The sequence below is a fragment of the Nocardioides sp. AX2bis genome, from assembly GCF_902506435.1.
In the GTDB taxonomy this organism is placed as follows: Bacteria; Actinomycetota; Actinomycetes; order Propionibacteriales; family Nocardioidaceae; genus Nocardioides.
Genome location: NZ_LR733215.1, coordinates 1,851,300 through 1,876,456 on the forward strand (window position 1 = coordinate 1,851,300; position 25,157 = coordinate 1,876,456).

General features: G+C 73.8%; 24 protein-coding genes. 15 read left to right on the forward strand and 9 right to left on the reverse strand.

What is annotated here, in order from left to right; genetic code table 11:
* Positions 1–4: 4 nt before the first annotated feature.
* The 11 genes from GV155_RS08810 (at position 5) to GV155_RS08860 (ending at position 8,373) form a co-directional block, all read left to right on the forward strand.
* On the forward strand, positions 5–661 hold the full coding sequence (locus GV155_RS08810) for a glycosyltransferase family 2 protein (protein WP_160007185.1): 657 nt from the start codon (positions 5–7) through the stop codon (positions 659–661).
* Positions 658–1,431: a TIGR04282 family arsenosugar biosynthesis glycosyltransferase gene (locus tag GV155_RS08815; RefSeq protein WP_201300114.1), complete on the forward strand. Its 774-nt coding sequence runs from the start codon at positions 658–660 to the stop codon at positions 1,429–1,431. Before GV155_RS08810 ends, GV155_RS08815 begins: the two co-directional genes overlap by 4 nt.
* Positions 1,428–2,156 carry a class I SAM-dependent methyltransferase gene (locus tag GV155_RS08820; RefSeq protein ID WP_236554201.1) on the forward strand — a complete coding sequence of 243 codons (729 nt, stop codon included), beginning with the start codon at positions 1,428–1,430 and terminating at the stop codon, positions 2,154–2,156. The genes GV155_RS08815 and GV155_RS08820 overlap by 4 nt, the downstream gene beginning before the upstream one ends.
* Complete coding sequence (locus GV155_RS08825; RefSeq protein ID WP_160007187.1) at positions 2,153–3,322, forward strand: molybdopterin-dependent oxidoreductase; 1,170 nt, start codon at positions 2,153–2,155, stop codon at positions 3,320–3,322. The genes GV155_RS08820 and GV155_RS08825 overlap by 4 nt, the downstream gene beginning before the upstream one ends.
* Entirely contained in the window at positions 3,319–3,780 is a 462-nt protein-coding gene (locus GV155_RS08830; RefSeq protein WP_160007189.1) for a hypothetical protein, read from the forward strand. The genes GV155_RS08825 and GV155_RS08830 overlap by 4 nt, the downstream gene beginning before the upstream one ends.
* A gap of 195 nt (positions 3,781–3,975) precedes the next feature.
* Complete coding sequence (recA, locus tag GV155_RS08835; RefSeq protein ID WP_160007191.1) at positions 3,976–5,028, forward strand: recombinase RecA; 1,053 nt, start codon at positions 3,976–3,978, stop codon at positions 5,026–5,028.
* Positions 5,029–5,104: 76 nt separating this feature from the next.
* Complete coding sequence (locus GV155_RS08840) at positions 5,105–5,770, forward strand: regulatory protein RecX (RefSeq protein WP_236554203.1); 666 nt, start codon at positions 5,105–5,107, stop codon at positions 5,768–5,770.
* A gap of 63 nt (positions 5,771–5,833) precedes the next feature.
* Positions 5,834–6,319 (forward strand): phosphoribosyltransferase, encoded by a 486-nt coding sequence (locus GV155_RS08845; RefSeq protein ID WP_160007195.1) that lies wholly within the window; start codon positions 5,834–5,836, stop codon positions 6,317–6,319.
* A 31-nt stretch (positions 6,320–6,350) separates the two neighbouring features.
* Positions 6,351–7,220, forward strand: a complete 870-nt coding sequence (locus GV155_RS08850) for a polyphosphate kinase 2 family protein (RefSeq protein ID WP_236554205.1) — start codon at positions 6,351–6,353, stop codon at positions 7,218–7,220.
* Positions 7,217–7,990, forward strand: a complete 774-nt coding sequence (locus GV155_RS08855) for a hypothetical protein (protein WP_236554207.1) — start codon at positions 7,217–7,219, stop codon at positions 7,988–7,990. Before GV155_RS08850 ends, GV155_RS08855 begins: the two co-directional genes overlap by 4 nt.
* On the forward strand, positions 7,987–8,373 hold the full coding sequence (locus GV155_RS08860; RefSeq protein WP_160007199.1) for a DUF3037 domain-containing protein: 387 nt from the start codon (positions 7,987–7,989) through the stop codon (positions 8,371–8,373). Before GV155_RS08855 ends, GV155_RS08860 begins: the two co-directional genes overlap by 4 nt.
* A 72-nt stretch (positions 8,374–8,445) precedes the next feature.
* Here GV155_RS08860 and GV155_RS08865 read toward each other — a convergent pair whose 3' ends face one another.
* The 3 genes from GV155_RS08865 to GV155_RS08880 all read right to left on the reverse strand — a co-directional run bounded on the left by GV155_RS08865 (position 8,446) and on the right by GV155_RS08880 (position 11,933).
* Entirely contained in the window at positions 8,446–9,189 is a 744-nt protein-coding gene (locus tag GV155_RS08865) for a sirohydrochlorin chelatase (RefSeq protein ID WP_160007201.1), read from the reverse strand.
* Between the two features lie 67 nt (positions 9,190–9,256).
* The gene (locus tag GV155_RS08870) at positions 9,257–10,003 is read right to left on the reverse strand and encodes a phosphoadenylyl-sulfate reductase (RefSeq protein WP_160007203.1); all 747 of its coding nucleotides are present in this window, start codon (positions 10,001–10,003) and stop codon (positions 9,257–9,259) included.
* Between the two features lie 193 nt (positions 10,004–10,196).
* On the reverse strand, positions 10,197–11,933 hold the full coding sequence (locus GV155_RS08880; protein WP_160007207.1) for a nitrite/sulfite reductase: 1,737 nt from the start codon (positions 11,931–11,933) through the stop codon (positions 10,197–10,199).
* Positions 11,934–12,287: 354 nt separating this feature from the next.
* Between GV155_RS08880 and GV155_RS08885 the strand changes: the two genes are divergently transcribed.
* The gene (locus tag GV155_RS08885; RefSeq protein WP_160007209.1) at positions 12,288–13,745 is read left to right on the forward strand and encodes a glycine hydroxymethyltransferase; all 1,458 of its coding nucleotides are present in this window, start codon (positions 12,288–12,290) and stop codon (positions 13,743–13,745) included.
* A gap of 134 nt (positions 13,746–13,879) precedes the next feature.
* Here GV155_RS08885 and GV155_RS08890 read toward each other — a convergent pair whose 3' ends face one another.
* The gene (locus GV155_RS08890) at positions 13,880–14,878 is read right to left on the reverse strand and encodes a GNAT family N-acetyltransferase (protein WP_160007211.1); all 999 of its coding nucleotides are present in this window, start codon (positions 14,876–14,878) and stop codon (positions 13,880–13,882) included.
* Between the two features lie 5 nt (positions 14,879–14,883).
* Positions 14,884–16,563 (reverse strand): acyl-CoA dehydrogenase family protein, encoded by a 1,680-nt coding sequence (locus GV155_RS08895; RefSeq protein ID WP_160007213.1) that lies wholly within the window; start codon positions 16,561–16,563, stop codon positions 14,884–14,886.
* An 18-nt stretch (positions 16,564–16,581) separates the two neighbouring features.
* On the opposite strand from GV155_RS08895, the gene GV155_RS08900 reads away from it, so the two are divergent.
* Both GV155_RS08900 and GV155_RS08905 read left to right on the forward strand, forming a co-directional pair.
* Entirely contained in the window at positions 16,582–17,670 is a 1,089-nt protein-coding gene (locus GV155_RS08900; RefSeq protein WP_201300115.1) for a YihY/virulence factor BrkB family protein, read from the forward strand.
* Between the two features lie 78 nt (positions 17,671–17,748).
* Positions 17,749–18,810 carry a potassium channel protein gene (locus tag GV155_RS08905; RefSeq protein ID WP_160011058.1) on the forward strand — a complete coding sequence of 354 codons (1,062 nt, stop codon included), beginning with the start codon at positions 17,749–17,751 and terminating at the stop codon, positions 18,808–18,810.
* A 215-nt stretch (positions 18,811–19,025) separates the two neighbouring features.
* On the opposite strand, the gene pgm is transcribed toward GV155_RS08905, so the two are convergent.
* Positions 19,026–20,684 (reverse strand): phosphoglucomutase (alpha-D-glucose-1,6-bisphosphate-dependent), encoded by a 1,659-nt coding sequence (pgm, locus tag GV155_RS08910; RefSeq protein WP_160007215.1) that lies wholly within the window; start codon positions 20,682–20,684, stop codon positions 19,026–19,028.
* Positions 20,681–21,967 (reverse strand): glucose-1-phosphate adenylyltransferase, encoded by a 1,287-nt coding sequence (gene glgC / locus GV155_RS08915; RefSeq protein WP_160007217.1) that lies wholly within the window; start codon positions 21,965–21,967, stop codon positions 20,681–20,683. Before glgC ends, pgm begins: the two co-directional genes overlap by 4 nt.
* A 75-nt stretch (positions 21,968–22,042) precedes the next feature.
* Between glgC and glgA the strand changes: the two genes are divergently transcribed.
* The gene (glgA, locus tag GV155_RS08920) at positions 22,043–23,236 is read left to right on the forward strand and encodes a glycogen synthase (RefSeq protein ID WP_160007219.1); all 1,194 of its coding nucleotides are present in this window, start codon (positions 22,043–22,045) and stop codon (positions 23,234–23,236) included.
* Between the two features lie 260 nt (positions 23,237–23,496).
* Here the strand turns inward: glgA and GV155_RS08925 are convergent, their stop codons facing one another.
* Together GV155_RS08925 and GV155_RS08930 are read right to left on the reverse strand one after the other, a co-directional pair.
* Positions 23,497–24,654 (reverse strand): RNA polymerase sigma factor, encoded by a 1,158-nt coding sequence (locus GV155_RS08925; RefSeq protein WP_160007220.1) that lies wholly within the window; start codon positions 24,652–24,654, stop codon positions 23,497–23,499.
* Between the two features lie 19 nt (positions 24,655–24,673).
* The gene (locus GV155_RS08930) at positions 24,674–25,081 is read right to left on the reverse strand and encodes a YciI family protein (RefSeq protein ID WP_160007222.1); all 408 of its coding nucleotides are present in this window, start codon (positions 25,079–25,081) and stop codon (positions 24,674–24,676) included.
* Positions 25,082–25,157: the final 76 nt, after the last annotated feature.

Here is a 25,157-nt window from a genome sequence, read left to right on the forward strand (position 1 = left end):
TCTCGTGACGACGTGCGACCTGGTGCTCCCGTGCCGCGACGAGGGCCCGGCCCTGCGGGCGCTGCTGCCGCGCATCCCGGCCGACTTCGCCGTCGTCGTGTCCGACAACGGCTCCCGTGACGGGACCGCCGAGATCGCCCGCGGGCTCGGCGCCCTGGTGGTCTCCGAGTCCCGCCCGGGGTACGGCGCGGCCGTCCACACCGGCCTGCTGGCCGCCACCCACGAGTACGTCGCGTTCATGGACGGCGACGGCTCGTTCGACCCCGCCGAGCTGCTGCCCCTGCTCGAGGACGTCCGCTCCGGACGTGCCGACCTCGCAGTGGGCCGCCGCCGGCCCGTCCGCTCGGGCGTGTGGCCGTGGCACGCCCGCGTCGGCAACGCGCTGATCGTGGCCTGGCTGCGCCGGCGCATCAAGATGGACGCCCACGACATCGCGCCCATGCGGGTCTGCCGCCGGCAGGCGCTGCTCGACCTCGACGTGCAGGACCGCCGCTTCGGCTACCCGGTGGAGATGCTGCAGAAGGCCACGCTGGCCGGCTGGCGCGTCAGCGAGCGCGACGTGGGCTACCACCCGCGCGCCGAGGGCACGAAGTCGAAGGTGTCCGGCTCGGTCAAGGGCACCGTCCGCACCGCCCGCGACTTCTGGCGGGTGCTCGCGTGAGCGCGCAGACCGGTCCCGGGGACCGCGCGGACGCGGCCGGTGACCACGCGGCCGGTGACCCGGCGTCGTTCCGGGTGCTGGTGATGGCCAAGGCGCCGGTCGCCGGCCGGGTCAAGACCCGCCTCGGCGCCGACGTCGGTCACGACGCCGCCGCGCGCGTCGCCTCCGCCGCCCTGCTCGACACCCTCGAGGCCGCCACCGCCGCCGCCGGCGCGGAGGGCTGCCACCTCGCCCTCGACGGCGACCTCGACTCCGCGGTCGGCGCCGACGCGCTGCGTGCCGCCCTGGTCGGCTGGACCGTCACGCCGCAGCGCGGCGACGGCCTCGCCGAGCGCCTCGTCGCCGCCCACGCCGACGCCGGCCCCGGCGTGGTCGTGCAGGTCGGCATGGACACCCCCCACGCGAACGCCGACCTGCTGGCCGCCGCCGCCGCCCCGCTGCAGGCCGACGAGCCGGCGTACGACGCCGTGCTCGGCCCGGCCGACGACGGCGGCTGGTGGGTGCTGGCACGCCGCGACCCCGCGGTGGCCGCCGTCCTCGCGGGCGTCGAGATGTCCACCGACCGCACCGGGGCCGACACCCGCGACGCCCTCGTCGGCGCCGGGTGGCGCGTGGGCACCACCGTCATGCTGCGCGACGTCGACGAGGTCGACGACGCCGACGCCGTGGCCGCCCTGGCCCCCGGCAGCCACTTCGCCACGGCCTGGTCCGCGGCGCACGTCACCACCCCGGGCCCGGGCCCGGGCGCCGTCGAGGAGGACCCCGCATGAGCGAGGAGCACCTGTCAGCCGAGCTCAGCGAGGACCCGTTCTCCCCCCTGGAGCCGCCCGCCGGCGTCCTGGAGGCCCTCGACGACGACGGGCAGGCCTCCTTCACCACCGTCTTCTCCCACGCCCTGCGCGGCGAGCCCTGCCACGTGGTCGGCCTCGGCCCCGAGCCGCAGCACCTGCCGATGGCCGACTGGACCCGTGAGGCCGACGCCCTCGACCAGTCGCTGATCTCGCAGTGCGTGGGCTCCACCCTGGACATCGGCTGCGGCCCGGGACGGCTCAGCGCCGCGCTGGCCGAGAACGGGCACGTCGTGCTCGGCATCGACGTCGTCCACGAGGCCGTCGGCCAGACCCGTCAGCGCGGCGTCGCCGCCCTGCGCCGTGACGTCTTCGACCGGCTGCCCGGCGAGGGCCGCTGGCGCTCGGCGCTGCTGGCCGACGGCAACGTCGGCATCGGCGGGGACCCCGAGGCCCTGCTCAAGCGGGTCCGGCAGCTGCTCGACCCGACCGGCCGCGTGGTCGTCGAGGTCGCCTCGCCCGGCATCCCGTTCACCACGCACTGGGCGGCCCTCGAGTGCGCCGGCACCCGCAGCCGCCCCTTCCGCTGGTCGGTCGTCGGCATCGACGACATCGGCGAGATCGCCGCGGCCGTCGGCTTCGGCGTCGCCTCCACCCACCGCCACGGTGAGGACCGCTGGTCGGTCGTGCTGGAAGAACCGAGATGAGCCGCACGCTCCCGGTCCCCACCGAGGAGCGATTCACCAGCCGCCTGCGCAGCCCCGCCGTGGCCGCGCGGATCGGCCTGCTGCTCGCGATCACCTTCACCACCTGCTTCGTCACCGGGCTGATCAGCCACTACGCCCAGAACGTCGACCACCCCGTCCCGTTCCCCACCAGCCCGGCCTGGGGCTACCGGTTCACCCAGGGCCTGCACGTCATCAGCGGGTACGCCGCCGTGCCGCTGCTGCTGGTCAAGCTCTGGACGGTCTTCCCCAAGCTGTTCCAGGCCGTCCCGCTCGGCGACCTGCGCCGCCTGGTGCTGCACGGCCTCGAGCGCGCCTCGATCGCGGCGCTGGTCGGCGCGGCGCTGTTCCAGCTGGTCTCCGGGATCATGAACGCGGCCCAGTGGTACCCCTGGTCCTTCTCGTTCCGGCCCAGCCACTACGCGATGGCGTGGGTCGCCATCGGTGCGCTGCTGGTCCACGTGGCCGTGAAGCTGCCGGTGATCCGCGACGCCCTGCTGGGCGACGTCGAGGACACGACCCACGACCGGCCCTCGGCCACCCGGGAGGGCGCGCTGAGCCGTCGTGGGCTGCTGCGCACCACCTGGGTCGCCACCGGCGTCGCGGTCCTGGCCACCGCGGGCGGCAGCGTCGCCTGGCTGCGCCAGGTCTCGGTCCTCGCCGTCCGCACCGGCGACGGCCCGCAGGGCATCCCGATCAACCGCTCGGCCGAGGCCGCCGGTGTCACCCCCGAGGCGGTGGCCACCGGCGCGTACGCCCTCGAGCTCGTCAACGGGGCCACCTCCCGCACCCTGGACCGCGCCGACCTCGAGGCGATGACGCAGCACACCGAGGAGCTGCCGATCGCCTGCGTCGAGGGGTGGAGCGCGACGGCCACCTGGACCGGCGTCCGCGTCTCGGAGCTGATGGCCCTGGTCGACGCGCCCGACGGGTCCGACGTCGTCGTCACCTCGTTGCAGCGCTTCGGCGCGTTCTCCACCACGATGATGCAGGGCGGGTTCGTCGAGGACGACCGGACGCTGCTGGCGCTGGGGCTCAACGGCGAGGAGCTGTCCCTCGACCACGGGTTCCCCTGCCGGGTCATCGCGCCGAACCGGCCCGGGGTGCTGCAGACCAAGTGGGTCACCCGGCTCGAGGTGTCGACGTGAGCGGCGGTGGCGTGGGTGCCGGGCGCGTGGGTGCCGGTGGCGTGGGTGCCGGGCGGCTCGTCGTGGGCGGCTTCGGCGTGCTCGTGGGCCTGTACGGCGCGTGGCTGCTGCTCTCGCGCCAGGAGCTCTCCCAGGTCCTCGACGTGGCCGTGTGGACCGTGGCGGCGCTGCTGCTGCACGACGTCGTGATCAGCGGGCTCGAGCTGGCGCTGGGCGCCGCGGCGCAGCGGGTGCTGCCGTGGACGGTCTCCGGACCGGTCGCCGGCGGCTTCCTGGTGCTCGGCTCGGTGACGCTGCTGGCGGTGCCGGTGCTGGGCCGTTTCGGGGCCCGCGAGGACAACCCGACGCTGCTGGACCGCGACTACACCACCGGGTGGCTGGTGCTCGCCGCCCTCGTCGTGGTGGCCGTGGTGCTGGCGGTGCTGCGCCGTCGGCGACACGCGGGGGACACGCGGTAGCACCTCCGCGCGTCGAACAGGTGTTCGGGCTAGGTTGTGTCCACAGGCGGGCGGACGAGCGTCGTCGTCCCCAGGCCCGGCGTCAGGTCAGGACCGTTGTCGGCGGGTCGCCCTAACGTCGTCGACAGCACTTCACGAACCCCACACACGCACTGACCACGGGCCTGACCGGCCCGCTGAGGACGGAGACTGACCATGGCTGGCGGAGACCGCGACAAGGCGCTGGACACGGCGCTGCTCAACATCGAGAAGCAGTTCGGCAAGGGCTCGGTGATGCGCCTGGGTGACGAGACGCGCGCCCCCCTCGAGGTGATCCCCACCGGGTCGATCGCGCTGGACGTGGCGCTGGGCCTCGGTGGCCTGCCCCGCGGCCGCGTCGTCGAGATCTACGGCCCGGAGTCCTCGGGAAAGACCACGGTCGCCCTGCACGCGGTGGCCAACGCCCAGCGCGCCGGCGGCATCGTGGCCTTCATCGACGCCGAGCACGCCCTCGACCCCGACTACGCCAAGAACCTCGGCGTCGACACCGACGCGCTGCTGGTCTCGCAGCCCGACTCCGGTGAGCAGGCGCTTGAGATCGCCGACATGCTGGTGCGCTCCGGCGCGCTCGACCTGATCGTCATCGACTCCGTCGCGGCGCTGGTGCCCCGGGCCGAGATCGAGGGCGAGATGGGCGACAGCCACGTCGGCCTCCAGGCCCGCCTGATGAGCCAGGCGCTGCGCAAGATGACCGGCGCGCTGAACTCGTCCGGCACGACCGCGATCTTCATCAACCAGCTGCGCGAGAAGATCGGCGTCATGTTCGGCTCGCCCGAGACCACCACCGGTGGTCGGGCGCTGAAGTTCTACTCCTCGGTGCGCCTCGACGTGCGTCGCATCGAGACGCTCAAGGACGGCACCGACATGGTCGGCAACCGGACCCGCTGCAAGGTCGTCAAGAACAAGGTCGCGCCGCCGTTCAAGCAGGCCGAGTTCGACATCATGTACGGCAAGGGCATCTCCCGCGAGGGCGGCCTGATCGACGTGGGCGTCGAGGCGGGCCTCGTCCGCAAGGCCGGTGCCTGGTACACCTACGAGGGCGACCAGCTGGGCCAGGGCAAGGAGAACGCGCGGACCTTCCTGCGCGACAACCCCGACCTCGCCAACGAGCTCGAGAAGAAGATCCTGGAGAAGCTGGGGGTCGGCCCGCAGGTCGACGCCGAGGCCTCCGAGCTGTCGGACGAGCCCATCGGGATCAATGACTTCTGAGTCGGACCCTGCCGCTCCGGATCCCTGGCGCGGCGACGTCGCCGACGGCGTCGCCGCGTGGACCCGGGGTCGGGCGGTGCCCAAGCCGGAGCGGGCCGACCGCCCCACGCGACCGGGTCGGTCGGGCAGCCGGCAGGGCAGCCGGTCGGGCAGCCGGCAGGGCACCAGGTCCGGCAGCAGGTCCGGCAGCAGGTCGGGCTCGACCGGGCGGGGTCCGTCGGCGGAACGCCCGCCGGAGCCGGACGCCGATCCCGAGCAGACCGCGCGCACGATCCTGCTCGACCAGCTGGTCGGACGGGCCCGCAGCCGCCGGGAGCTGGCCGACAAGCTGGCCGCCAAGGGCGTCGAGGACGACGTCGCCGCCCGGGTGCTTGACCGGTTCACCGACGTGGGTCTGGTCGACGACGCCGCCTTCGCCGCCACCTGGGTCCAGCAGCGTCAGTCGGGCAAGGGCCTGGCCCGCCGGGCGCTCGCGCAGGAGCTGCGCCGCAAGGGCGTCGAGGACGAGGTCGCCCGGGAGGCGCTCGACGAGGTCGACCCCGAGCAGGAGCGCGAGGCCGCGCGCCTGCTGGTGCGCAAGAAGATGCGCACCCTGACCCGCGTCGACCAGACCACCGCCACCCGGCGGCTGGTCGGGATGCTGGCCCGCAAGGGCTACGGCGCCGGCATGGCCTGGTCGGTGGTCCGCGAGGAGCTCGACGCCGACGAGGACACCTTCCCCGAGGCACCGGACGACCTGTAGGCCCCGGCTTCTCCACCGCGTCACGAAACACGGGCGACACAGTGGCGGGGCACCATCGTCGTCGTGGACGAGCGCGAGGTACTGACCTGGGAGACCTTCGGCCGGTGCGTGCCGGAGCTGGCGGGCCAGGTGGTCGACGACGGCTACCGGCCGGACCTGGTGCTGAGCGTGGCCCGCGGCGGCCTCGCGCTGGGCATGGGCCTCGGGTACGCGCTGGGCGTCAAGGCCTGCGCCATGCTCAACGTCGAGTTCTACACCGGGGTCGACGCGCACCTCGACGAGCCGGTGGTGCTGAGCCCCGGGCCGTCGCCGGCCGACCTGGCCGGTCGTCGCGTGCTGGTCGCCGACGACGTGGCCGACACCGGCCGAACGCTGGCGGCCGTCCGCGACCTCTGCCTGCCCCACGCCGCCGAGGTCCGGGTGGCGGTGCTCTACGACAAGCCCGGCTCGCTGGTGCGCCCCGACTACTCCTGGCGGCGCACCGACCGGTGGATCGACTTCCCGTGGTCCTCGGCCGAGGCCGCGGTCAGCGGCTCCGTGCCCGCCTGAGCCCGCGACCTCGATGGGCCATGATGGCCCGGTGAGCACCTACAGCACGACCACCGCCTCCGACCTCGCCGCCGCGCTCCGCGTGCCCCCGGGAGCGGTCGACCTCGCCGCGTGGCCCACCGACGCCACGCCGGGCTTCGACGGCGACAAGGCCGAGGGCAAGCGCCTGCTGGGCGAGCTGGGCGACCCGCTGGGCGACCTGCAGGAGCGGCTCTTCGCCGAGGGCGTCTCCGGGTCGGGGGAGCGGGCGGTGCTGCTGGTCCTCCAGGGCATGGACACCTCCGGCAAGGGCGGGGTCGTGCGCAACACCGTCGGCCTGGTGGACCCCCAGGGCGTCCGGATCACCTCGTTCAAGGCGCCGACGCCCGAGGAGCTCGAGCACGACTTCCTGTGGCGCATCCGCCAGGCCGTGCCCGGCCCCGGGAAGATCGGGGTGTTCGACCGCAGCCACTACGAGGACGTCCTGATCGGGAGGGTCCGCGCGCTGGTCGACCAGGCGGAGCTGGAGCGTCGCTACGACGCGATCAACGACTTCGAGCAGGAGCTGGTCGCCTCGGGGATCCACGTCCTGAAGGTGATGCTGCACGTCTCGCGTGCCACTCAGCGGGAGCGGCTGCTGGCCCGCCTGGACGACCCCACCAAGCACTGGAAGTTCCAGCCCGGCGACATCGACGACCGCGGCCTGTGGGACGACTACCAGCGCGCGTACGAGATCGCCCTGGAGCGCACCAGCACCGAGATCGCGCCGTGGCACGTGGTGCCGGCCGACCGCAAGTGGTTCCGCAACCTCGCCGTGGGCCGGCTGCTGCTCGGCGAGCTCGAGCGGATGGCGCCCCAGTGGCCCGCGGCCGACTTCGACGTCGAGGACCAGCGCGCACGGCTGCAGGCGGAGACGGAGTGAGCCGACCGCTGGAGACGGTCCGCGTCACCCGCTACGTCACCCCGCTGCGCGAGGGCGGCAGCCTGCCCGGGGTCGTGGAGGGCTCGGACCTCGGCACCTACGTCTGCAAGTTCCGCGGCGCGGGCCAAGGGGTCCGCGTGCTGGTCGCCGAGGTCGTCGTCGGTGCGCTGGCCCGCCGGGTCGGCCTGCGTACGCCCCGCCTGGTCGCCCTCGACCTGACGCGCGAGATCGCGCGGTACGAGGCCGACGAGGAGGTCCAGGACCTGCTGACCGCCAGCGTCGGGCTGAACCTCGGCATCGACTTCCTGCCCGGGGCCTTCGGCTACGACGGCGACCCGCCCGGCGACCCGCTCGACCCGGCCGTGGTGCTGTGGCTCGACGCGTTCACCGCGAACGTCGACCGGTCCTGGCGCAACCCGAACCTGCTGGTCTGGCACGACGACCTCTGGGTGATCGACCACGGCGCCGCGCTCTACTTCCACCACGCCTGGGCCGGCGGCGTCACCGAGCCCGCCCGGTTCGCCGCCCAGCGCTGGGACGCCGCCGACCACGTCCTCGGCGCCTGGGCCGACCGGCTCGGCGAGGCCGAGGCCCGCATCGCCCCGCTGCTCGACGAGCAGGCCCTCGTCGACGCGCTGGCCGAGGTGCCCGACGCCTGGCTCGAGCCGGTCCCGGGCGCAGAGACACCGGCCGCGCTGCGCGAGGCGTACGTCGCCTTCCTCACCGCCCGGCTCCGCACGCGGCAGTGGCTCCCGGGGACCGACGCGTGAGCGCCCCCGAGCTGTCCTACCAGTACGTCGTCCTGCGCTGCGTCCCGCGCGCGGATCGCGAGGAGTTCGTCAACGTCGGGGTCGCGCTGTACTGCCAGGGCGCCGACTACCTGGCCGCGAAGGGGTGCCTCGACCGCGCCCGCCTGACCGCGCTCTGGCCCGGCCTCGACCTCGACCGCGTGCTGGAGTCGATGGCGTTCGTGGAGGCCGTCGCGGCCGGCGACCCGCGCGCCGGCGCGGTCGCGGCCCAACCGCTCACCCTGCGGTTCGGCTTCCTCAAGGCGCCGCGGAGCACGGTCCTCCAGCCGGGCCCGGTGCACGGAGGCACGACGCCCGACCCGGCGGCCGCCCTTGCGGACCTGGTCGCCCGCACCTGCGAGTGAGGGCATGACAGCAGCGGATCGCTGTCATCAGGTGGCAGTGATCCGCTGCTGTGACGGCGTGCCCGGACCGGGTCAGACGGGGACGAGCTCCACGGCGCCGACGGCGTACCGCGCCAGCACGCCGCGGGCGACCTCCGGGTGGGCGCCGAGCGGCTCGGAGATCGCGACCGCGCCGGCCTCGAGGGCCAGCTCGGTGGCGCGGGAGGTCAGGGCCCCCGGGGCGAGGAAGAGCGAGCCGACCGCGATGTGGCGGCGGCCCTCGCCGCGGAAGGCACGCACGGCCTCGCCGGTGGCCGGCGGGGCGGTGGTGGCGTACGCCGCGGTGACGGGCAGGTGGTGACGTGCGCCCCACATCCGGGCCAGGCGCGCCACGGTCTGGTTGGCCAGGGCGTCGCCGGAGCCCTCGCCGGCCAGGACGAGCGCGTCGAGCTCCCGCACGCGGTGCACCCGCAGCGCGTCACGCAGGCGCTCGTCGAGCACGCCCAGGAAGCTGGGGGAGACCCCGAGCACCTCGGAGGCGCTGATCCGCAGGCCGGGGTGACGCTCGCCGGCGGCGCGGACGGCGCTGAGGACGTCGCCGCTCGCGGACCCCTCGTTGGTCAGCAGCAGCGGCACCACGACGACCTCGTCGTGCCCGGCCCGGGCCAGCCGGTCCACCACGGTGTCGAAGGACGGCCGGGCCCGCTCGAGGAAGGCGACCTCGACGCGCAGGTCGGGCCGGAGCGCGCGCACCTCGGCCACGAGGGCGGTGATGGTGGCGACGGCCTCGGGGTCGCGCCCACCGGGCGCGAGGGCGACGAGCGCGGGTGCGGACATCAGGCGTACCTCCTCGGAGGACGGCTCGTGGTGCGGGTGGAGCAGGCAGGGGTGCGAGCAGCAGCGGTCACGTGTGGATGCCGCACTCGGTCTTGGAGGTGCCGGCCCAGCGGCCGCTGCGCGGGTCGTCGCCCGGGGCGACGCGGCGGGTGCAGGGGGCGCAGCCGATCGAGGGGTACCCGTCGTAGACCAGCGGGTTGACCAGCACGTTGTTGTCGAGGACGTACTGCTCGACCTGCTCGTCGCTCCAGCGCGCGAGCGGCGAGACCTTGACCTTGCCCTTCTTGGCGTCCCAGCCCAGGACCGGCGCGATCACGCGGTTCTTGGTCTCGGCGCGGCGCAGGCCGGTGGCCCAGGCCTCGTAACCCGCGAGGGCCTCGGCGAGGGGCGCGACCTTGCGCAGCGCGCAGCACTGGTCCGGGTCGGTCTTGTAGAGGTCCTTGCCCCAGGCGGCGTCCTGCTCGGCCACGCTCTGCACCGGCGTGATGGAGAGCAGGTTGACCGGCAGGGTGGCGGCCACGGCGTCGCGGGTGCCGATTGTCTCGGCGAAGTGGTAGCCGGTGTCGAGGAAGACCACGTCGATGCCCGGCACCACGCTGGAGACCAGGTGCGAGAGCACCGCGTCGGCCATCGAGGAGGTCACGCAGAACTTCTCGCCGAAAGTGGCCGCGGCCCACTCGATGATCGTCTCGGCCGGGGCCAGCTCCAGCTCGGCGCCCCAGTGGGACACCAGCTCGCGCAGCTCCTCGGGGGAACGGTCGCCGGCGGTGGCGCCGCGGAAGCTGCGGGCGGCGTCGGTGGTGGCGGTGGTCATGGGGTGCTCCTCCGGTCGCGCTCGGCCGCCACGGACGCGGGGGGCGCGACCTGACCGAGCATCTTCAAGGAGAAGGCACGAAGGCACGACCGGCATTCCCACGCACCGTGACCGGCGCTGCCGTCGGTCGGTTCGTGCGGCCAGAGGTCCTCGTCACCGCAGTAGGGGCAGTGGTACGGCACCCCGCGGCCGGTCACCGTGCACCGCCGGGCTCCGCGGACTCGAGCGACTTCTCGCCGCGCAGCAGGTCCTCCTCGGCCCGGGCGACCCAGGTCGCGAAGTCCTCGCCGTCGTCGGCCCGGTCGACCAGGTAGTTGCCGACCACGGTGGTGACGTAGTCGCCGAGACCGGCGCTGGTGACCTTGTGGGCGCGCAGCTTGCGACCGAAGTTCGCGTTCAGGCCCAGCGCACCGCCGAGGTGCACCTGGAAGCCCTCGACCTGCTCGCCGTCGTGCATGACGAGCTGGCCCTTCAGGCCGATGTCGCCGACCTGGGTGCGCGCGCAGGCGTTCGGGCAGCCGTTGACGTTGACGGTGATCGGCACGTCGAGGTCGGGCAGGCGCTGCTCGAGCTCGTCGACCAGGTCGCGGGCGCGGTCCTTGGTGTCGACGATGGCCAGCTTGCAGAACTCGATGCCGGTGCAGGCCATCGTGTTGCGCCGCCAGTTCGACGGCCGGGCCTGCAGCCCGATGGCGTCCAGGCGCGCCACGAGGGGCTCGACCTGGTCGGCGTCGACGCCGATCACGACGATCTTCTGGTACGGCGTGAGCCGCGCACCGGCGGCGCCGTGCGCCTCGATGGCGTCGGCCAGCTCGACCAGCATCGACCCGGACACGCGCCCGGCGGTCGGGGCCAGGCCGACGTAGAAACGGCCGTCCTTCTGCTCGTGCACGCCGATGTGGTCGCGGTGCCCGGTGGGCGTCTCGGGGGAGGGGCAGTCGACCAGCTCGCGGCCGAGGTACTCCTTCTCGAGCACCTCGCGGAACTTCTCCACGCCCCAGTCGGCGACCAGGAACTTCAGCCGCGCCCGCGAGCGCAGCCGGCGGTAGCCGTAGTCGCGGAAGATCGACGCCACGCCCTCCCAGGCGTCGGCGACCTCGTCCAGCGGGATCCACACGCCCATCCGGGCGGCCAGCTTCGGGTTGGTCGACAGCCCGCCACCGACCCACAGGTCGAAGCCGGGGCCGTGCTCGGGGTGGACGGTGCCGACGAAGGAGATGTCGTTGGTCTCCGGCGACACGTCGTGGCCGGGGTGCCCGGTCAGCGCGGTCTTGAACTTCCGGGGGAAGTTGGAGAAGGCCGGGTCGCCGATGAAGCGGCGCTTGATCTCGTCCAGCGCCGCGGTGCCGTCGATGATCTCGTCCTTCGACACACCGGCGACCGGCGAGCCGAGGAAGGGGCGCGGGGAGTCGCCGCAGGCCTCGAGGCTGCTCAGCCCGGCGGCGTCGAGCCGCTCCCAGATCGCCGGGACGTCCTCGATCCGGATCCAGTGGTACTGGATGTTCTCGCGGTCGGTCACGTCGGCGGTGCCGCGCGCGAAGTCGACGCCGATGGTGCCCAGCGCGCGGACGGCCGCGTGGTCGAGCAGCGCACCGTCGGAGCGCACACGGAGCATGAAGTAGGAGTCGTCGAGCTCCTCCTCCGGCACGGTCGCGGTCTTGCCGCCGTCGAAACCGGGGGCGCGCTGGGTGTAGAGGCCCATCCAGCGGAAGCGTCCGCGCAGGTCGGCGGGGTCGATCGAGGCGAACCCGCGCTTGGAGTAGGTGTAGAGGATCCGGTCCCGCACGTTCAGCGGGTCGTCGTCCTTCTTGGACTGCTCGTTCTTGTTCAGCGGCTCGGTGTAGCCGAGCGCCCACTGACCCTCGGCGCGCTTGGGGCGCGGGATCTCGGTGTGGGCGGCCTTCTCGGCCTGGAAGCGCATGTCAGCCATGGGGGAGCGGTCCTTCTCGTGGGGCTCGGGCGGGGCGCCGGCGCGGTGGGGCCGGGTACGGGTCGCTCAGCGAGTCCGACAGAGACAGCTGCGGGTGCGCCCGAGGTCCACGTGGCGGCGTACCACGAGGTGGAGGGGTGTCCCGACGGTCATCACGTCAGTCAGTCTCACCTTGTGGACCACGCCCCCACAAACGCCGATCCCATGTGGTGAGACGCGTGTCCGGTGGTCGAGACGCTGACCTGCGTCTCCCGGGGGTGGTGAGGTGCACGTCACAGCCGCCGCCCGGCGCCGCCGAAGACCCGTGGCCGCGCGGAGGGGGCCTCCGCGCACCTCCGGTCCTAGGCTGGCCCCATGAACGCCGCGGACCAGGCCCACCAGACCAGCCTCGCCTCCAGCGCCTACCGGCAGGCCCTCGAGGTCATCTCCGCCGTCGAGCCGCGCATCGCGCAGGCCACGGCCGCCGAGCTCGCCGACCAGCGCGGCTCGCTGAAGCTCATCGCCAGCGAGAACTACGCCTCGCCGGCCGTGCTGCTCACCATGGGCACCTGGCTGTCGGACAAGTACGCCGAGGGCACCGTGGGCCACCGCTTCTACGCCGGCTGCCAGAACGTCGACACGGTCGAGTCGATCGCGGCCGAGCACGCCCGCGAGCTGTTCGGCGCCGAGTACGCCTACGTCCAGCCGCACTCCGGCATCGACGCCAACCTGGTCGCGTTCTGGTCGATCCTGGCCCACCGCGTCGAGGCCCCGGCCCTGGCCGAGCTGGGCGCGAAGAACGTGAACGAGCTCTCCGACGCCGACTGGGAGACCCTGCGTCGCACCCTCGGCGACCAGCGCCTGCTCGGGATGAGCCTGGACGCCGGCGGGCACCTGACCCACGGCTTCCGCCCCAACATCAGCGGCAAGATGTTCCACCAGCAGCAGTACGGCACCGACCCGACCACGGGCCTGCTCGACTACGACGCCCTGGCCGCCAAGGCCCGCGAGTTCAAGCCGCTGATCCTCGTCGCCGGCTACTCCGCCTACCCGCGCCGGGTGAACTTCGCCAAGGTCCGCGAGATCGCCGACGAGGTCGGCGCCACGCTGATGGTCGACATGGCTCACTTCTCCGGCCTGGTCGCCGGCAAGGTGTTCACCGGCGAGGAGGACCCCGTCCCCTACGCGCACGTGGTCACCTCCACCACGCACAAGTCGCTGCGCGGACCGCGCGGCGGCATCGTGCTGGCCACCGAGGAGTACGCCCCCAGCGTCGACCGCGGCTGCCCGATGGTCCTCGGCGGCCCGCTGGCCCACGTGATGGCCGCCAAGGCCGTCGCCTTCGCCGAGGCCCGCCAGGACTCGTTCCGCACCTACGCCCAGGCCGTGGCCGACAACGCCCAGTCCCTGGCCGAGGGGTTCCTGACCCGCGGCGCCGACCTGGTCACCGGCGGCACCGACAACCACCTGGTGCTGCTCGACGTCAGCAGGTACGGCCTCACCGGCCGCCAGGCCGAGACCGCGCTGCTCGACGCCGGCGTGGTCACCAACCGCAACTCGGTCCCGGCCGACGCCAACGGCCCCTGGTACACCTCCGGCATCCGCCTCGGCACCCCGGCGCTGACCACCCGCGGCTTCGGCCACGACGAGTTCGACCGGACCGCCGAGCTGATCACGATGGTGCTGGAGAACACCCAGCCCGGCACCACCAAGGCCGGCGGGCCCTCCAAGGCGGCCTACGTCCTGGCCGACGGCATCGCCGACAAGGTCAAGGACGCCTCCGCCGAGATGCTCGACAAGCACCCGCTGTACCCGGGCCTCGAGCTGTCCTGACGTAGCCGGGGACCCGCCGACGGCGGGTCGCCGGTCGTCGTACGTAGTGATCGCGGGTGGCGACCCGGCCGGCGCGACATCGCCCCAGGTCAGCGGGTTGCGCGCCGTTGAATGCCGGTCGCGGACGGCGATCACTACGCAGGAAGCACCACCGCCGGGCTCGCCCCGGACGTCTGCAGCAGCACCTCGGACTCGACCGGGACGAACCCGAGCCCGTCGTTGATCGACCGCATCCACACGTTGGCGTCGTCGCTGCTGGTCCGGACACGCGTCGCGCCGCCGTGGGCCTGCGCCGTGCGCAGCGAGGCGACCTTGACGGCCCGTCCGAGCCCGCGCCCGCGGTGCTCGGCCCGGACGACCGTCCCCTCGACCTGCGCTGGACGGGCCTGGTCGGCGGCGACCAGCAGGCAGGTCCACGCGACGACGTCGCCGCGGCCGTCCTGCGCGAGCGACTCGATCACCGTCCGACCCTGGGCCCGCCAGAGGCCGACCTCGGCCGCGTACTGCTCGGGCGAGACCGGTGTCGGCTCCCACCCGAGGTCACCGTGCGGCGCCTCGGCGTCGACCAGCCCCATCAGCTCACCGACCTGCGCGCGCAGGCGGTCGGGGACGCCGTCGACGAAGGTCGCCACCGTGTAACCGGGCGCTGCGGGCGCAGTCGGCAGCACTGACCGGTGCAGGTCCAGCTCGACGACGGTCTCCGTCGTGGCCTGCGCGTAGCCCAACGGCGTCGCGAAACCCTGGACCAGCCGGTCCAGCGCCTCCGCCGTGGGCCGGTAGGCACTGGCCACGAAGCGGCGCACGCCAGCGGGCGCCTCTGCCTCCACGGCGCGCACGAGCGCGGACCCGACACCGTGGTGCTGCTCCTCGGGCAGGACCGACACGGCGACCCAGCAGGTGTCCGGGGTGTCGGCGGCGACCTGACCTGCCCCGAGGCCCACCAGACGGTCCGCCTCGACGGCACCGACGAGGCGCCGGGTCCAGCCACCCTCCGCGCGCCAGGCGGCCACCCGGGCTGCCTCGCCGAGCGGCACCCACCCCGGCCGCGCCCGAGCCGTCGCGGCGCACTCCACCGCGTAGGCCTCAGCGAGCGCCGCGTCGTCGCCGAGGTCGAGGCGCCGGAACCGCACCACCGCGCTCAGCCGACCGGGACCGTGGGCGTGGTGCGCTCGACCAGGGCCCGCAGGTCCCCGCCCTCCATCGCGCCGTAGACCCCGTCGTGCGGCGAGGCCAGGCGGGAGGCGCAGAACGCGTCGGCCACCTCGGGCGGAGCATGCCGCACCAGCAGCGAGCCCTGGAGCAGCAGCGCCATCCGTCCGGCCAGGCGGCGTGCGGAGCGCTCCATCGAGGCCGGGTCGGCCATCAGCGAGCCGAGCAGCGCCAGGGTGTCCTCGAGCGCGCGGTCGAGGCGGGCGTCGCCGCCGCGGGCCAGGCCGACCTCGGTGATCCAGGCGTCGAGCGCCTCCGGCTCCCGGCCGAGCGCGCGCAGGACGTCGAGGGCGTTGACGTTGCCCGAGCCCTCCCAGACCGAGTTCAGCGGCGCCTCGCGGTAGAGCAGCGGCATCCCGGACTCCTCGACGTAGCCGTTGCCGCCCAGGCACTCCAGGGCCTCGGCCACCATCCCGGGCGTGCGCTTGCAGACCCAGAACTTCGCCAGCGGCAGGGCCAGCCGGCGCAGCGCAGCCTCGTGCGGGTCGGGGGCGCCGTCGACGGCGGCCGCCAGGCGCAGCGCCAGGGCGGTCGCGGCCTCGGACTCCAGCGCCAGGTCGGCCACGACGTTCTGCATCAGCGGCTGGTCGGCCAGCCGGCGGCCGAAGGCGGCGCGGTGCGCGACGTGCCAGGACGCCTCCGCCACCGCACGCCGCATCAGCGACGCCGAGCCGAGCACGCAGTCGAGCCGGGTCGCGGCGACCATCTCGATGATGGTGCGCACCCCCCGGCCCTCGTCGCCGAGCCGCTGCGCGACGGTGCCGTCCAGCTCGAGCTCGGCCGAGGCGTTGGAGCGGTTGCCGAGCTTGTCCTTGAGGCGCACCACGTCCAGCTGGTTGCGGGTGCCGTCGGGCAGCACCCGCGGCACCACGAAGCAGGTCACCCCGCCCTCGGCCTGGGCCAGCACGAGGAACACGTCGTTCATCGGCGCGGAGGTGAACCACTTGTGCCCGTGCAGCGTGTACTCCCCGTCGGTGCCGGTCGGGCGTGCCTCGGTCAGGTTCGCCCGCACGTCCGAGCCGCCCTGCTTCTCGGTCATCCCCATGCCGGCCAGCGCCCCGCGCTTGCCGGCCGGCGCGCGCAGGCCGGGGTCGTACGACGTCGAGGCCAGCAGCGGCGTCCACTCCTTGGCGACCGCGTCGTCGGCGCGCAGCGCGGGCACCGCGGCGTACGTCATCGACACCGGGCAGCCGTGGCCCGGCTCGGTCTGCGACCAGGCCAGGAACCCCGCCGCGCGCCGGACGTGGGCGTGCGGGTCGTCGGACTCCCACGGCGCCGCCGCCAGCCCGTGCCCGACCGCGCGCCCCATCAGCCAGTGCCATGACGGGTGGAACTCGACCTCGTCGACCCGGGTGCCGTAGCGGTCGTACGGCACCAGCCGCGGCGGGTGCTCGTTGGCCAGCCGGCCGTGCTCGCGCGCCTCGGCCGACCCGGCCTCGCGCCCCAGCGGGAGCAGCCCGGCCAGCGTGGCCTCGTCCGCGTGGCGGAGGACGGCCTCGCTCAGCGCGGCGTCACCGCCCACGACGTCGTGCCCGGCCAGCGGCGGGGCCTGGTTGGTCGCGACGCGGTGCGCGGCGCGCCCGTCGGCTGGGCTGTTCGCAGGAGCCATGGACGTAACCTAGGCGCCATGGTCGCGCCCACCGAGCGGCATCCGCCGCCGGCGAGCGCTCCGGCCGCGGCCGCCCCCCAGCCCGCGGCGCCCGACCCCGCGCCCGAGCCGGACCACCCCGCCGAGGCGCCGGAGCAGCGCCGGCCCGGCACGGCCGCGCTGGCGCCGTACGTCGCGCTGCTCGGCCGCCGCCTGCACCCGCTCTGGCGGATCGTGGTCACCACCGTCGCCTCCTGCCTGCGCAACCGGGTCACCGGGCTGGCGGCCGAGGCCGCGTTCTTCGCGGTGCTCTCGGTGCCGCCGCTGGTGTTCGCGCTGGCCGGCGCGGTGGGCTACGTGACCGAGCGGTTCACCCCGGCGCAGGTCGAGGAGATCCGGGCGGCGGTGATCGACCTGTCCTCGCGGTTCCTCACCGAGCCGGCCGTCGGCAAGGTGATCGACCCGACCATCGACTCGGTGCTCGAGGGGGGCCGCTTCGACGTGATCTCACTGGGCTTCGTGCTCGCGCTGTGGTCCGGCTCGCGGGCGCTCAACGTCTTCGTCGACACCATCACGATCATGCACGGCCTCGGGGGGCAGCGGGGGATCGTAGCCACCCGCGCCCTGTCGTTCTTCCTCTACATCCTGGCGATGATGATCGGGATCGTGGCGCTGCCGCTGGTGGTGGCCGGGCCGCAGATGGTCGGCCGGGTGCTGCCCGACGGGCTCGACCCGCTGCTGGGCTTCTACTGGCCGTTGGTCGTGGTGCTGTGCGTGTGCTTCCTGGCCACGCTCTACCACGTGTCGGTGCCGGTGCGGACGCACTGGCGGTTCAACCTCCCGGGCGCCTGCTTCTCGCTGGTCGCGTGGATCGTGGGCTCGTACGTCCTGCGGTGGGTGCTCACGGTGACCTCGGACGACTCGGCCTCGATCTACGGCCCGCTGGCGGCGCCGATCGCGGTCCTGCTGTGGCTCTACGTGGTGGCGATCGCGGTGCTGATCGGGGCCGCGGTCAACGCCGCGTTCGACGAGGTGTTCCCGCAGCAGAGCACCGTGCGCGCCCGGTCGGCGCTGAGCGCCCGGTGGCGCGACCGCGTCGGCGGCGGCTCCGCGCGGGACGTGGGCTAGGTTCACGGCGTGCAGGAGCCGACCGAGCAGAGCGACGCCGGGCGCGCCCCCTTCAGCGCCGGCTCCGACGTCGGGGCGATGCGGCGGGGCAAGGTCAGCCTCCCCGAGCGCACGATCAGCCCGGTCTGGGCGCTCGGTCGCCGGCTGCTGCTGGCGCTGGCGATCCTGGTCGGCACCGTCCTGCTGGTCTACTTCGACCGCGCGGGCTACAACGACAACGCCGACGGCAGCGTCGACTTCCTGGACTCGATCTACTACACGACCGTCACGCTCAGCACGACCGGCTACGGCGACATCGCCCCGGTCTCGCCGACCGCACGGATGGTCAACGCGTTCGTGATCACCCCCGCCCGCATCGCCTTCCTGGTCCTGCTGATCGGCACGACCCTGGAGGTGCTGGCCTCGCAGGGCCGCGAGGCCCTGCGCATCTCTCGCTGGAGGAAGCACATGGGCCACCACGTCGTCGTCGTCGGCTACGGAACCAAGGGCCGCAGCGCGGTCGACACTCTGGTCAGCAACGGTGTGGAGCGGGACAGCTTCGTGATCGTCGACCCCAGCTCGGTCGCGCTGGCCGACGCGCACGCCGACGGGCTGGCGGTCGTCACCGGCGACGCCACCCGGCGCGAGGTGCTGCGCCGATCCGGGGTCGCCACCGCCGACCAGGTCATCATCACCACCGGTCGTGACGACTCCAACGTGCTGGCCGCGCTGACGGTGCGCCAGCTCAACCCCGACGCCTACATCATCGCCTCCGTCACCGAGCAGGAGAACGCCCCGTTGATGCGTCAGTCGGGCGCCAACTCGGTGATCACCTCCTCCGACGCCGTCGGCCGGCTGCTCGGCCTGTCGTCGCTGTCGCCGACCCTGGGCTCGGTGATGGAGGACCTGCTGACCTACGGCGACGGCCTCGAGGTGGCCGAGCGGGAGCTGCTGGTCGGCGAGGTCGGCGCACAGCCGCAGTCGCTGCCGGACCAGGTGATCGCGGTCGTCCGCGACGAGAAGGTCTTCCGCTACTTCGACCCCACGGTCACCCAGCTGGCCCGCGGCGACCGGCTGGTCGTGGTCCGACCGGCGAAGGAGAAGCCGTGGGCGGCCCGGCCCGGGACCCACAACGAGGACTTCGCCTCCGACGAGGACTGAGTCCCACCTGTCGGGCCTGCTCGCAGGAGAGCTGCTCCGGACATGAAGAGACCGAGCCGCTGGCGTCTCGGGTCACCAGCGGCTCGGTCACGACCAACAGTAGAGGGCCGACGGTGGCTACGGCAGCCCTTGTCCCCAGGTCGGGCCGATCCGGAACCATCTGAGGACCTAGGTCCTCTCCGGGTCGGGCCCCTGGGCCCAACCAGGCGGCCAGATCAGCCGCCGAGCGCCGCCGAGACCACCTCGCGCGCCGCGGCCTGGACCTCCGCGAGGTGCTCGGGCCCCCGGAACGACTCGGCGTAGATCTTGTAGACGTCCTCGGTGCCCGACGGGCGGGCCGCGAACCAGGCCGAGTCGGTGGTCACCTTGAGCCCGCCGATCGCCGCTCCGTTGCCGGGCGCCTCGGTGAGCTTGGCGGTGATCGGCTCCCCGGCCAGCTCGGTGGCCGACACGTCGTCGGGGGAGAGGGCGGCCAGCTTGGCCTTCTGGTCCCGGTCGGCGGCGGCGTCGACCCGGGCGTACGCCGGCTCCCCGTGTCGCGCGGTCAGCTCGGCGTAGTGCTGGCTGGGTGTCCTCCCCGTCGTGGCCAGGATCTCGGAGGCCAGCAGGGCCAGCAGGATGCCGTCCTTGTCGGTGGTCCAGGTCGAGCCGTCGCGGCGCAGGAACGACGCGCCGGCCGACTCCTCGCCGCCGAAGCCGAAGGACCCGTCGACCAGGCCGGGCACGAACCACTTGAAGCCGACCGGCACCTCGACCAGCGGCCGGCCGAGGTCCTCGGCGACCCGGTCGATCATCGAGGACGACACCAGGGTCTTGCCGATCCGTGCGGTGGTCGGCCAGTCCGGGCGGGCGCCGCCGAAGAGGTGCCCGATCGCGACGGCCAGGAAGTGGTTGGGGTTCATCAGGCCGCCGTCGGGCGTGACGATGCCGTGCCGGTCGGCGTCGGCGTCGTTGCCGGTGGCGAGGTCGTACTCGTCCTTGCGCCCGATCAGGGAGGCCATCGCGGACGGCGAGGAGCAGTCCATCCGGATCTTGCCGTCCCAGTCCAGCGTCATGAAGCGCCAGGTCGGGTCGACCAGCGGGTTCACCACGGTCAGGTCGAGGCGGTGCCGCTCGGCGATCTCGCCCCAGTAGTGCACGGCCGCGCCGCCCAGCGGGTCGGCTCCGACGTGCAGCCCGGCCTCCCGCACGGCGTCGAGGTCGAGCACCGACGGCAGGTCGTCGACGTACGTGCCGAGGAAGTCGTAGCGGTGCACCTGACCGCGGGCGCGGCTGATCGGGACCCGGCGCACGCCCGCCAGCCCGGCGCGCACCAGCTCGTTGGCGCGCGCGGCGATCACCTTGGTGGCGTCGGAGTCGGCCGGACCGCCGTGGGGCGGGTTGTACTTGAACCCGCCGTCGGCCGGCGGGTTGTGCGAGGGCGTCACCACGATGCCGTCGGCCAGCCCGGAGCCCGGTCGGCCGCCGGCGAGGTCCTTGCCGGCGTTGGCGCGCAGGATCGCGTGGGAGACCGCGGGGGTGGGCGTGTAGCCGTCCCGGTCGTCGACCATCACGGTCACGTCGTTGGCCACCAGCACCTCGACCGCGGTGGTCCAGGCGGGGGTGGACAGGGCGTGGGTGTCGGCGCCGACGAAGAGCGGCCCGTCGTACCCCTGCTCGCGGCGGTAGTCGCAGATCGCCTGCGTGGTGGCGGCGATGTGGGCGTCGTTGAACGCCTTGCGCAGGCTGCTGCCGCGGTGGCCGCTGGTGCCGAAGACGACCTGCTGGTCGGGGTCGTCGGGGTCCGGCTCCTCGGTGTAGTACGCCGTCACCAGCGCGGCGACGTCGACGAGGTCCTCGGGGCGGGCGAGGGTGCCCGCGCGGTCGCTGCTCACGCCTGCTCCTGCTCCGTGGTGGGGGCGTCGGGCGCCGCCTCGGGCACGACCTGGTCCTTGGCCAGCACGGTCAGGCCGTCCTGGACCACGAAACCGCGGGCGAGGTCCTCCTCGTGGTCCACCCCGATCCGGGCGCCCGGCGGCACCCAGACGTTCTTGTCGATGATCGCGTTGCGCACGACCGCGCCCGCGCCGACGCGCACGCCCGGCAGCAGCACGGAGTCGCTGACCTCGGCGCCGGTGTCGACGTAGCAGCCGGGGGAGAGCACCGCGTTGTTCACGCTGCCGCCGGTGACCAGGGTGCCGGGGGAGAGGATCGAGTTGTAGGCCGTGACCTGGGCGCCGCCCTCGCCGGCGACGAGCTTGGCCGGCGGCTGCGGGCCGTAGCTGGTGTAGATCGGCCAGTCGGAGTTGTAGAGGTTGAAGACCGGCAGCGGGGCGACGAGGTCCATGTGCGCGGCGTAGTAGGACTCCATCGTCCCGACGTCGCGCCAGTAGCCGCGGTCGCGGTCGGTCGAGCCGGGGACGTCGTTGTCCTGGTAGTCGTAGACGCCGGCCTCGTTGCGGGCCACGAACCACGGGACGATGTCGCCGCCCATGTCGTGGGAGGTGTCGGCGTCGGCGTCGCGGGTCACGGCCTCGCGCAGCGCCTCGGCGTCGAAGACGTAGTTGCCCATCGAGGCCAGCACCTCGTGCGGGGCGTCGGGCAGGCCCTGGGGGTCGGTCGGCTTCTCGCGGAAGGCCGAGATCCGCGACGGCGACTCGGGGTCGACCTCGATCACGCCGAACTGGTCGGCCAGCTCGATCGGCTGCCGGATCGCCGCGACCGTGCAGGCCGCGCCGGAGGCGACGTGCTGGTCGACCATCTGGGCGAAGTCCATCCGGTAGACGTGGTCGGCGCCGACCACGACCACGATGTCGGGCTTCTCGTCGTTGAGCAGGTTCAGCGACTGGTAGATCGCGTCGGCGCTGCCGAGGTACCACCGCTTGCCGACGCGCTGCTGCGCCGGGACGGGCGTGACGTAGTTGCCCAGCAGGGTCGACATCCGCCAGGTGGTGGTGACGTGACGGTCGAGGCTGTGGCTCTTGTACTGGGTGAGCACGACGACCTTGAGGTAGCCCGAGTTCACGACGTTCGACAGGGCGAAGTCGATCAGGCGGTAGATGCCGCCGAACGGCACGGCCGGCTTGGCGCGGTCGGCGGTCAACGGCATCAGCCGCTTGCCCTCGCCCCCGGCGAGCACGATCGTGAGCACGTTGCGGCGCTTCCACACTGAAGTCATGGGGAGAACCTAGACCGCGTGACGCATGGTGCGGGAGGGGTGCCGACCGCTGGTCTTGGCAGTAGGTTCGCGCGCATGCGCATCGACGTCTGCTCCCGTGAGTACCCGCCCGAGGTCTACGGAGGGGCGGGGGTGCACGTCGACGAGCTCGTCAAGGCGCTGCGGTCCCGTGGGGACGTGGACGCGCGGGTGCACTGCTTCGGCGCGCCGCGCCAGGAGGCCGGCACAACGGCGTACGCGGACCCGCCCGGGCTGGCGTCGGCCAACGCCGCGATCCGCACGCTCGGGGTCGACCTGGAGATGGTCGCCGGCTGCGAGGGGACCGACCTGGTCCACACCCACACCTGGTACGCCAACATGGCCGGCCACCTGGCCTCCCTGCTGCACGGCGTGCCGCACGTGGTGAGCGCGCACAGCCTGGAGCCGATGCGGCCGTGGAAGGCCGAGCAGCTCGGCGGCGGGTACGCCGTGTCGAGCTGGGCCGAGCGGACCGCCTACGAGGCCGCGGCCGGCGTCATCGCCGTCAGTGCGGCGATGCGCGACGACGTACTGCGCAGCTACCCCGACGTCGACCCGGGCAGGGTGCACGTGGTCCACAACGGCATCGACACCACGTCCTGGTCGCCGGTGGTCGACCCCGACCGGGTGCGCGCGCTGGGCGTCGACCCGGACCGCCCGTCGGTGATCTTCGTCGGCCGGATCACCCGGCAGAAGGGGCTTCCGCTGTTCCTCCGCGCCGCCGCCGCGCTGCCGCCCGAGGTGCAGCTCGTGCTCTGCGCCGGGGCCCCCGACACCCCCGAGATCATGGCCGAGGTCGAGGCGCTCGTCGCTGGGCTGGCCGCCGAGCGGGACGGCGTCGTGTGGATCGACCGGATGCTCCCGCGCACTGACGTGGTCGCCCTGCTGACCGCCGCGACCGTCTTCGCCTGCCCCTCGATCTACGAGCCGCTGGGCATCGTCAACCTCGAGGCGATGGCGTGCGAGACCGCGGTCGTGGCCACCGCGACCGGCGGCATCCCCGAGGTCGTCGTGCCGGGCGAGACCGGCTGGCTGGTCCCGATCGAGCAGGCCGACGACGGCACGGGCACCCCGCTCGACCCCGAGCGCTACGTCGCCGACCTCGCCGAGGCGCTCGTCCGCGCGGTCTCGGACCCCGAGGTCGCAGCGGCGTACGGCCGGGCCGGCCGCCTGCGCGCCGAGCAGTCCTTCAGCTGGGACGCCATCGCCGGCACGACCATCGGGATCTACCGGGACCTCACCACCCGCTAGCCCCACGGTGGTCGAGGAGCGAGCGCAGCGAGCGTCACGAGACCAGCCCCAGCCCCACGGTGGTCGAGGAGCGAGCGCAGCGAGCGTCACGAGACCAGCCCCAGCACCACGGTGGTCGAGGAGCGAGCGCAGCGAGCGTCACGAGACCAGGGCCAGCCCCACGGTGGTCGAGGAGCGAGCGCAGCGAGCGTCACGAGACCAGGGCCAGCCCCACGGTGGTCGAGGAGCGAGCGCAGCGAGCGTCACGAGACCAGAGCTCGCTAGCCCTGGTTCACCCGCGCCGCCTGCCGCACGAGGTGGTCCCGCTCGGCGGTGCTCGACGCCGCGCGTGCCGCCTCGGCGTAGAGCCGCGCGGCGGTCGCCCGGTCGCCGTCGCGCTCGCGCAGGTGAGCCTCGACCGCGGTGCGCCGCGGCACCGCGTCGTTGACGTCGGCCAGCGCCGCCAGCCCGGCCCGCGGGCCGTCGGCCTCGCCCACGGCGACCGCGCGGTTGAGCCGGACGACCGGGGTGTCGGTGAGGCGGAGCAGCTCGTCGTACCACTCCACGACCTGCACCCAGTCGGTCTCCGCGACGCTCGCGGCGTCGGCGTGCAGGGCCGCGATCGCGGCCTCGGCCTGCATCGGGCCCAGCCGGTCGCGGGCGAGCGCGGCCTGCAGCACCTCGACCCCCTCCGTGATCGCCCCGGTGTCCCACCGGGACCGGTCCTGCTCGGCGAGCGGGACGAGGCTGCCGTCGGCGGCGGTACGCGCGTCGCGCCGTGCGTGGTGCAGCAGCATCAGCGCCAGCAGGCCGGCGACCTCGGGACGGGCGTCGTGGGCCGGGTCGACCGCGGCCAGGAGCTGTCGCGTCAGCCGGACCGCCTCGGCCACCAGGTCGACGTCGCCGGAGTGGCCCTCGTTGAACACCAGGTAGAGCACGCGCAGCACCGTGCCCAGGTCCCCCGGCTGGTCGAGACGGGTGCCGGCGACGGTGCGCTTGGCCCGGCTGATCCGCTGCGCCATCGTCGCCTCCGGCACCAGGTAGGCCTCGCCGACCTGCCGCGTGGTCAGCCCGCCGACGGCCCGCAACGTCAGCGCGACCGCCGAGGACGGGGTCAGCGACGGGTGGGCGCACAGGAAGTAGAGCGCCAGCGTGTCGTCCGCACCGGCCGCCGGGCCCGGCCCCGGCTCGTCCTCGACCCGCACCTCCCGGCGCCGGCGCGAGGTCTCCGACCGCGTCGCGTCCAGGAACCGGCGCCAGGCCACGGTGACCAGCCAGCCCTTCGGGTCGCGCGGCGGGTCGGTCGGCCAGGTGCGTACGGCCTCGACCAGCGCGTCCTGGACGGCGTCCTCGGCCGCCGCGAAGTCGGCCCCGCGGCGGACGAGGACGCCGGTGACGCGGGGGACGAGGGTCCGCAGCAGCGTCTCGTCGACGGTCACTCGCCGGTCACCCGGCCCGTCACTCGGTGATCGTCGGCGGCTGCTCGAGGAACGGGCGGAGCTCCAGCCACTCGTGCAGCGGCTCGCCGCCGGCCCCGGGGGCCGACGACAGCTCGGCGGCCACCTCGAGCGCCCGCTCGTGGCTGTCGACGTCGATCGCCATCCAGCCGGCGACGAGGTCCTTGGTCTCCGCGAACGGGCCGTCGGTGACCGCCGGACGCCCGGGCCCGTCGTAGCGGACCCAGGTGCCCTCCGGCGCGAGCGCCTGGGCGTCGACCAGCTCGCCGGCGGCCTCGAGCCGCCCGGCCAGGTCGTTCATGAACCCGATGTGTGCCGTGACCTCGTCGGGGGTCCAGCGGTCCATCGGGACGTCGTTGCCGGCGGCGGGGGCGCCGCGGTAGTGCTTGAGCAGCAGGTACTTGGCCATCGTGGTCCTCCTCGGGTGTGCGACCCATCGTGGTCGCACTCACCCCGGGGACGGAACCGTCGGGTCGGTCTCGACA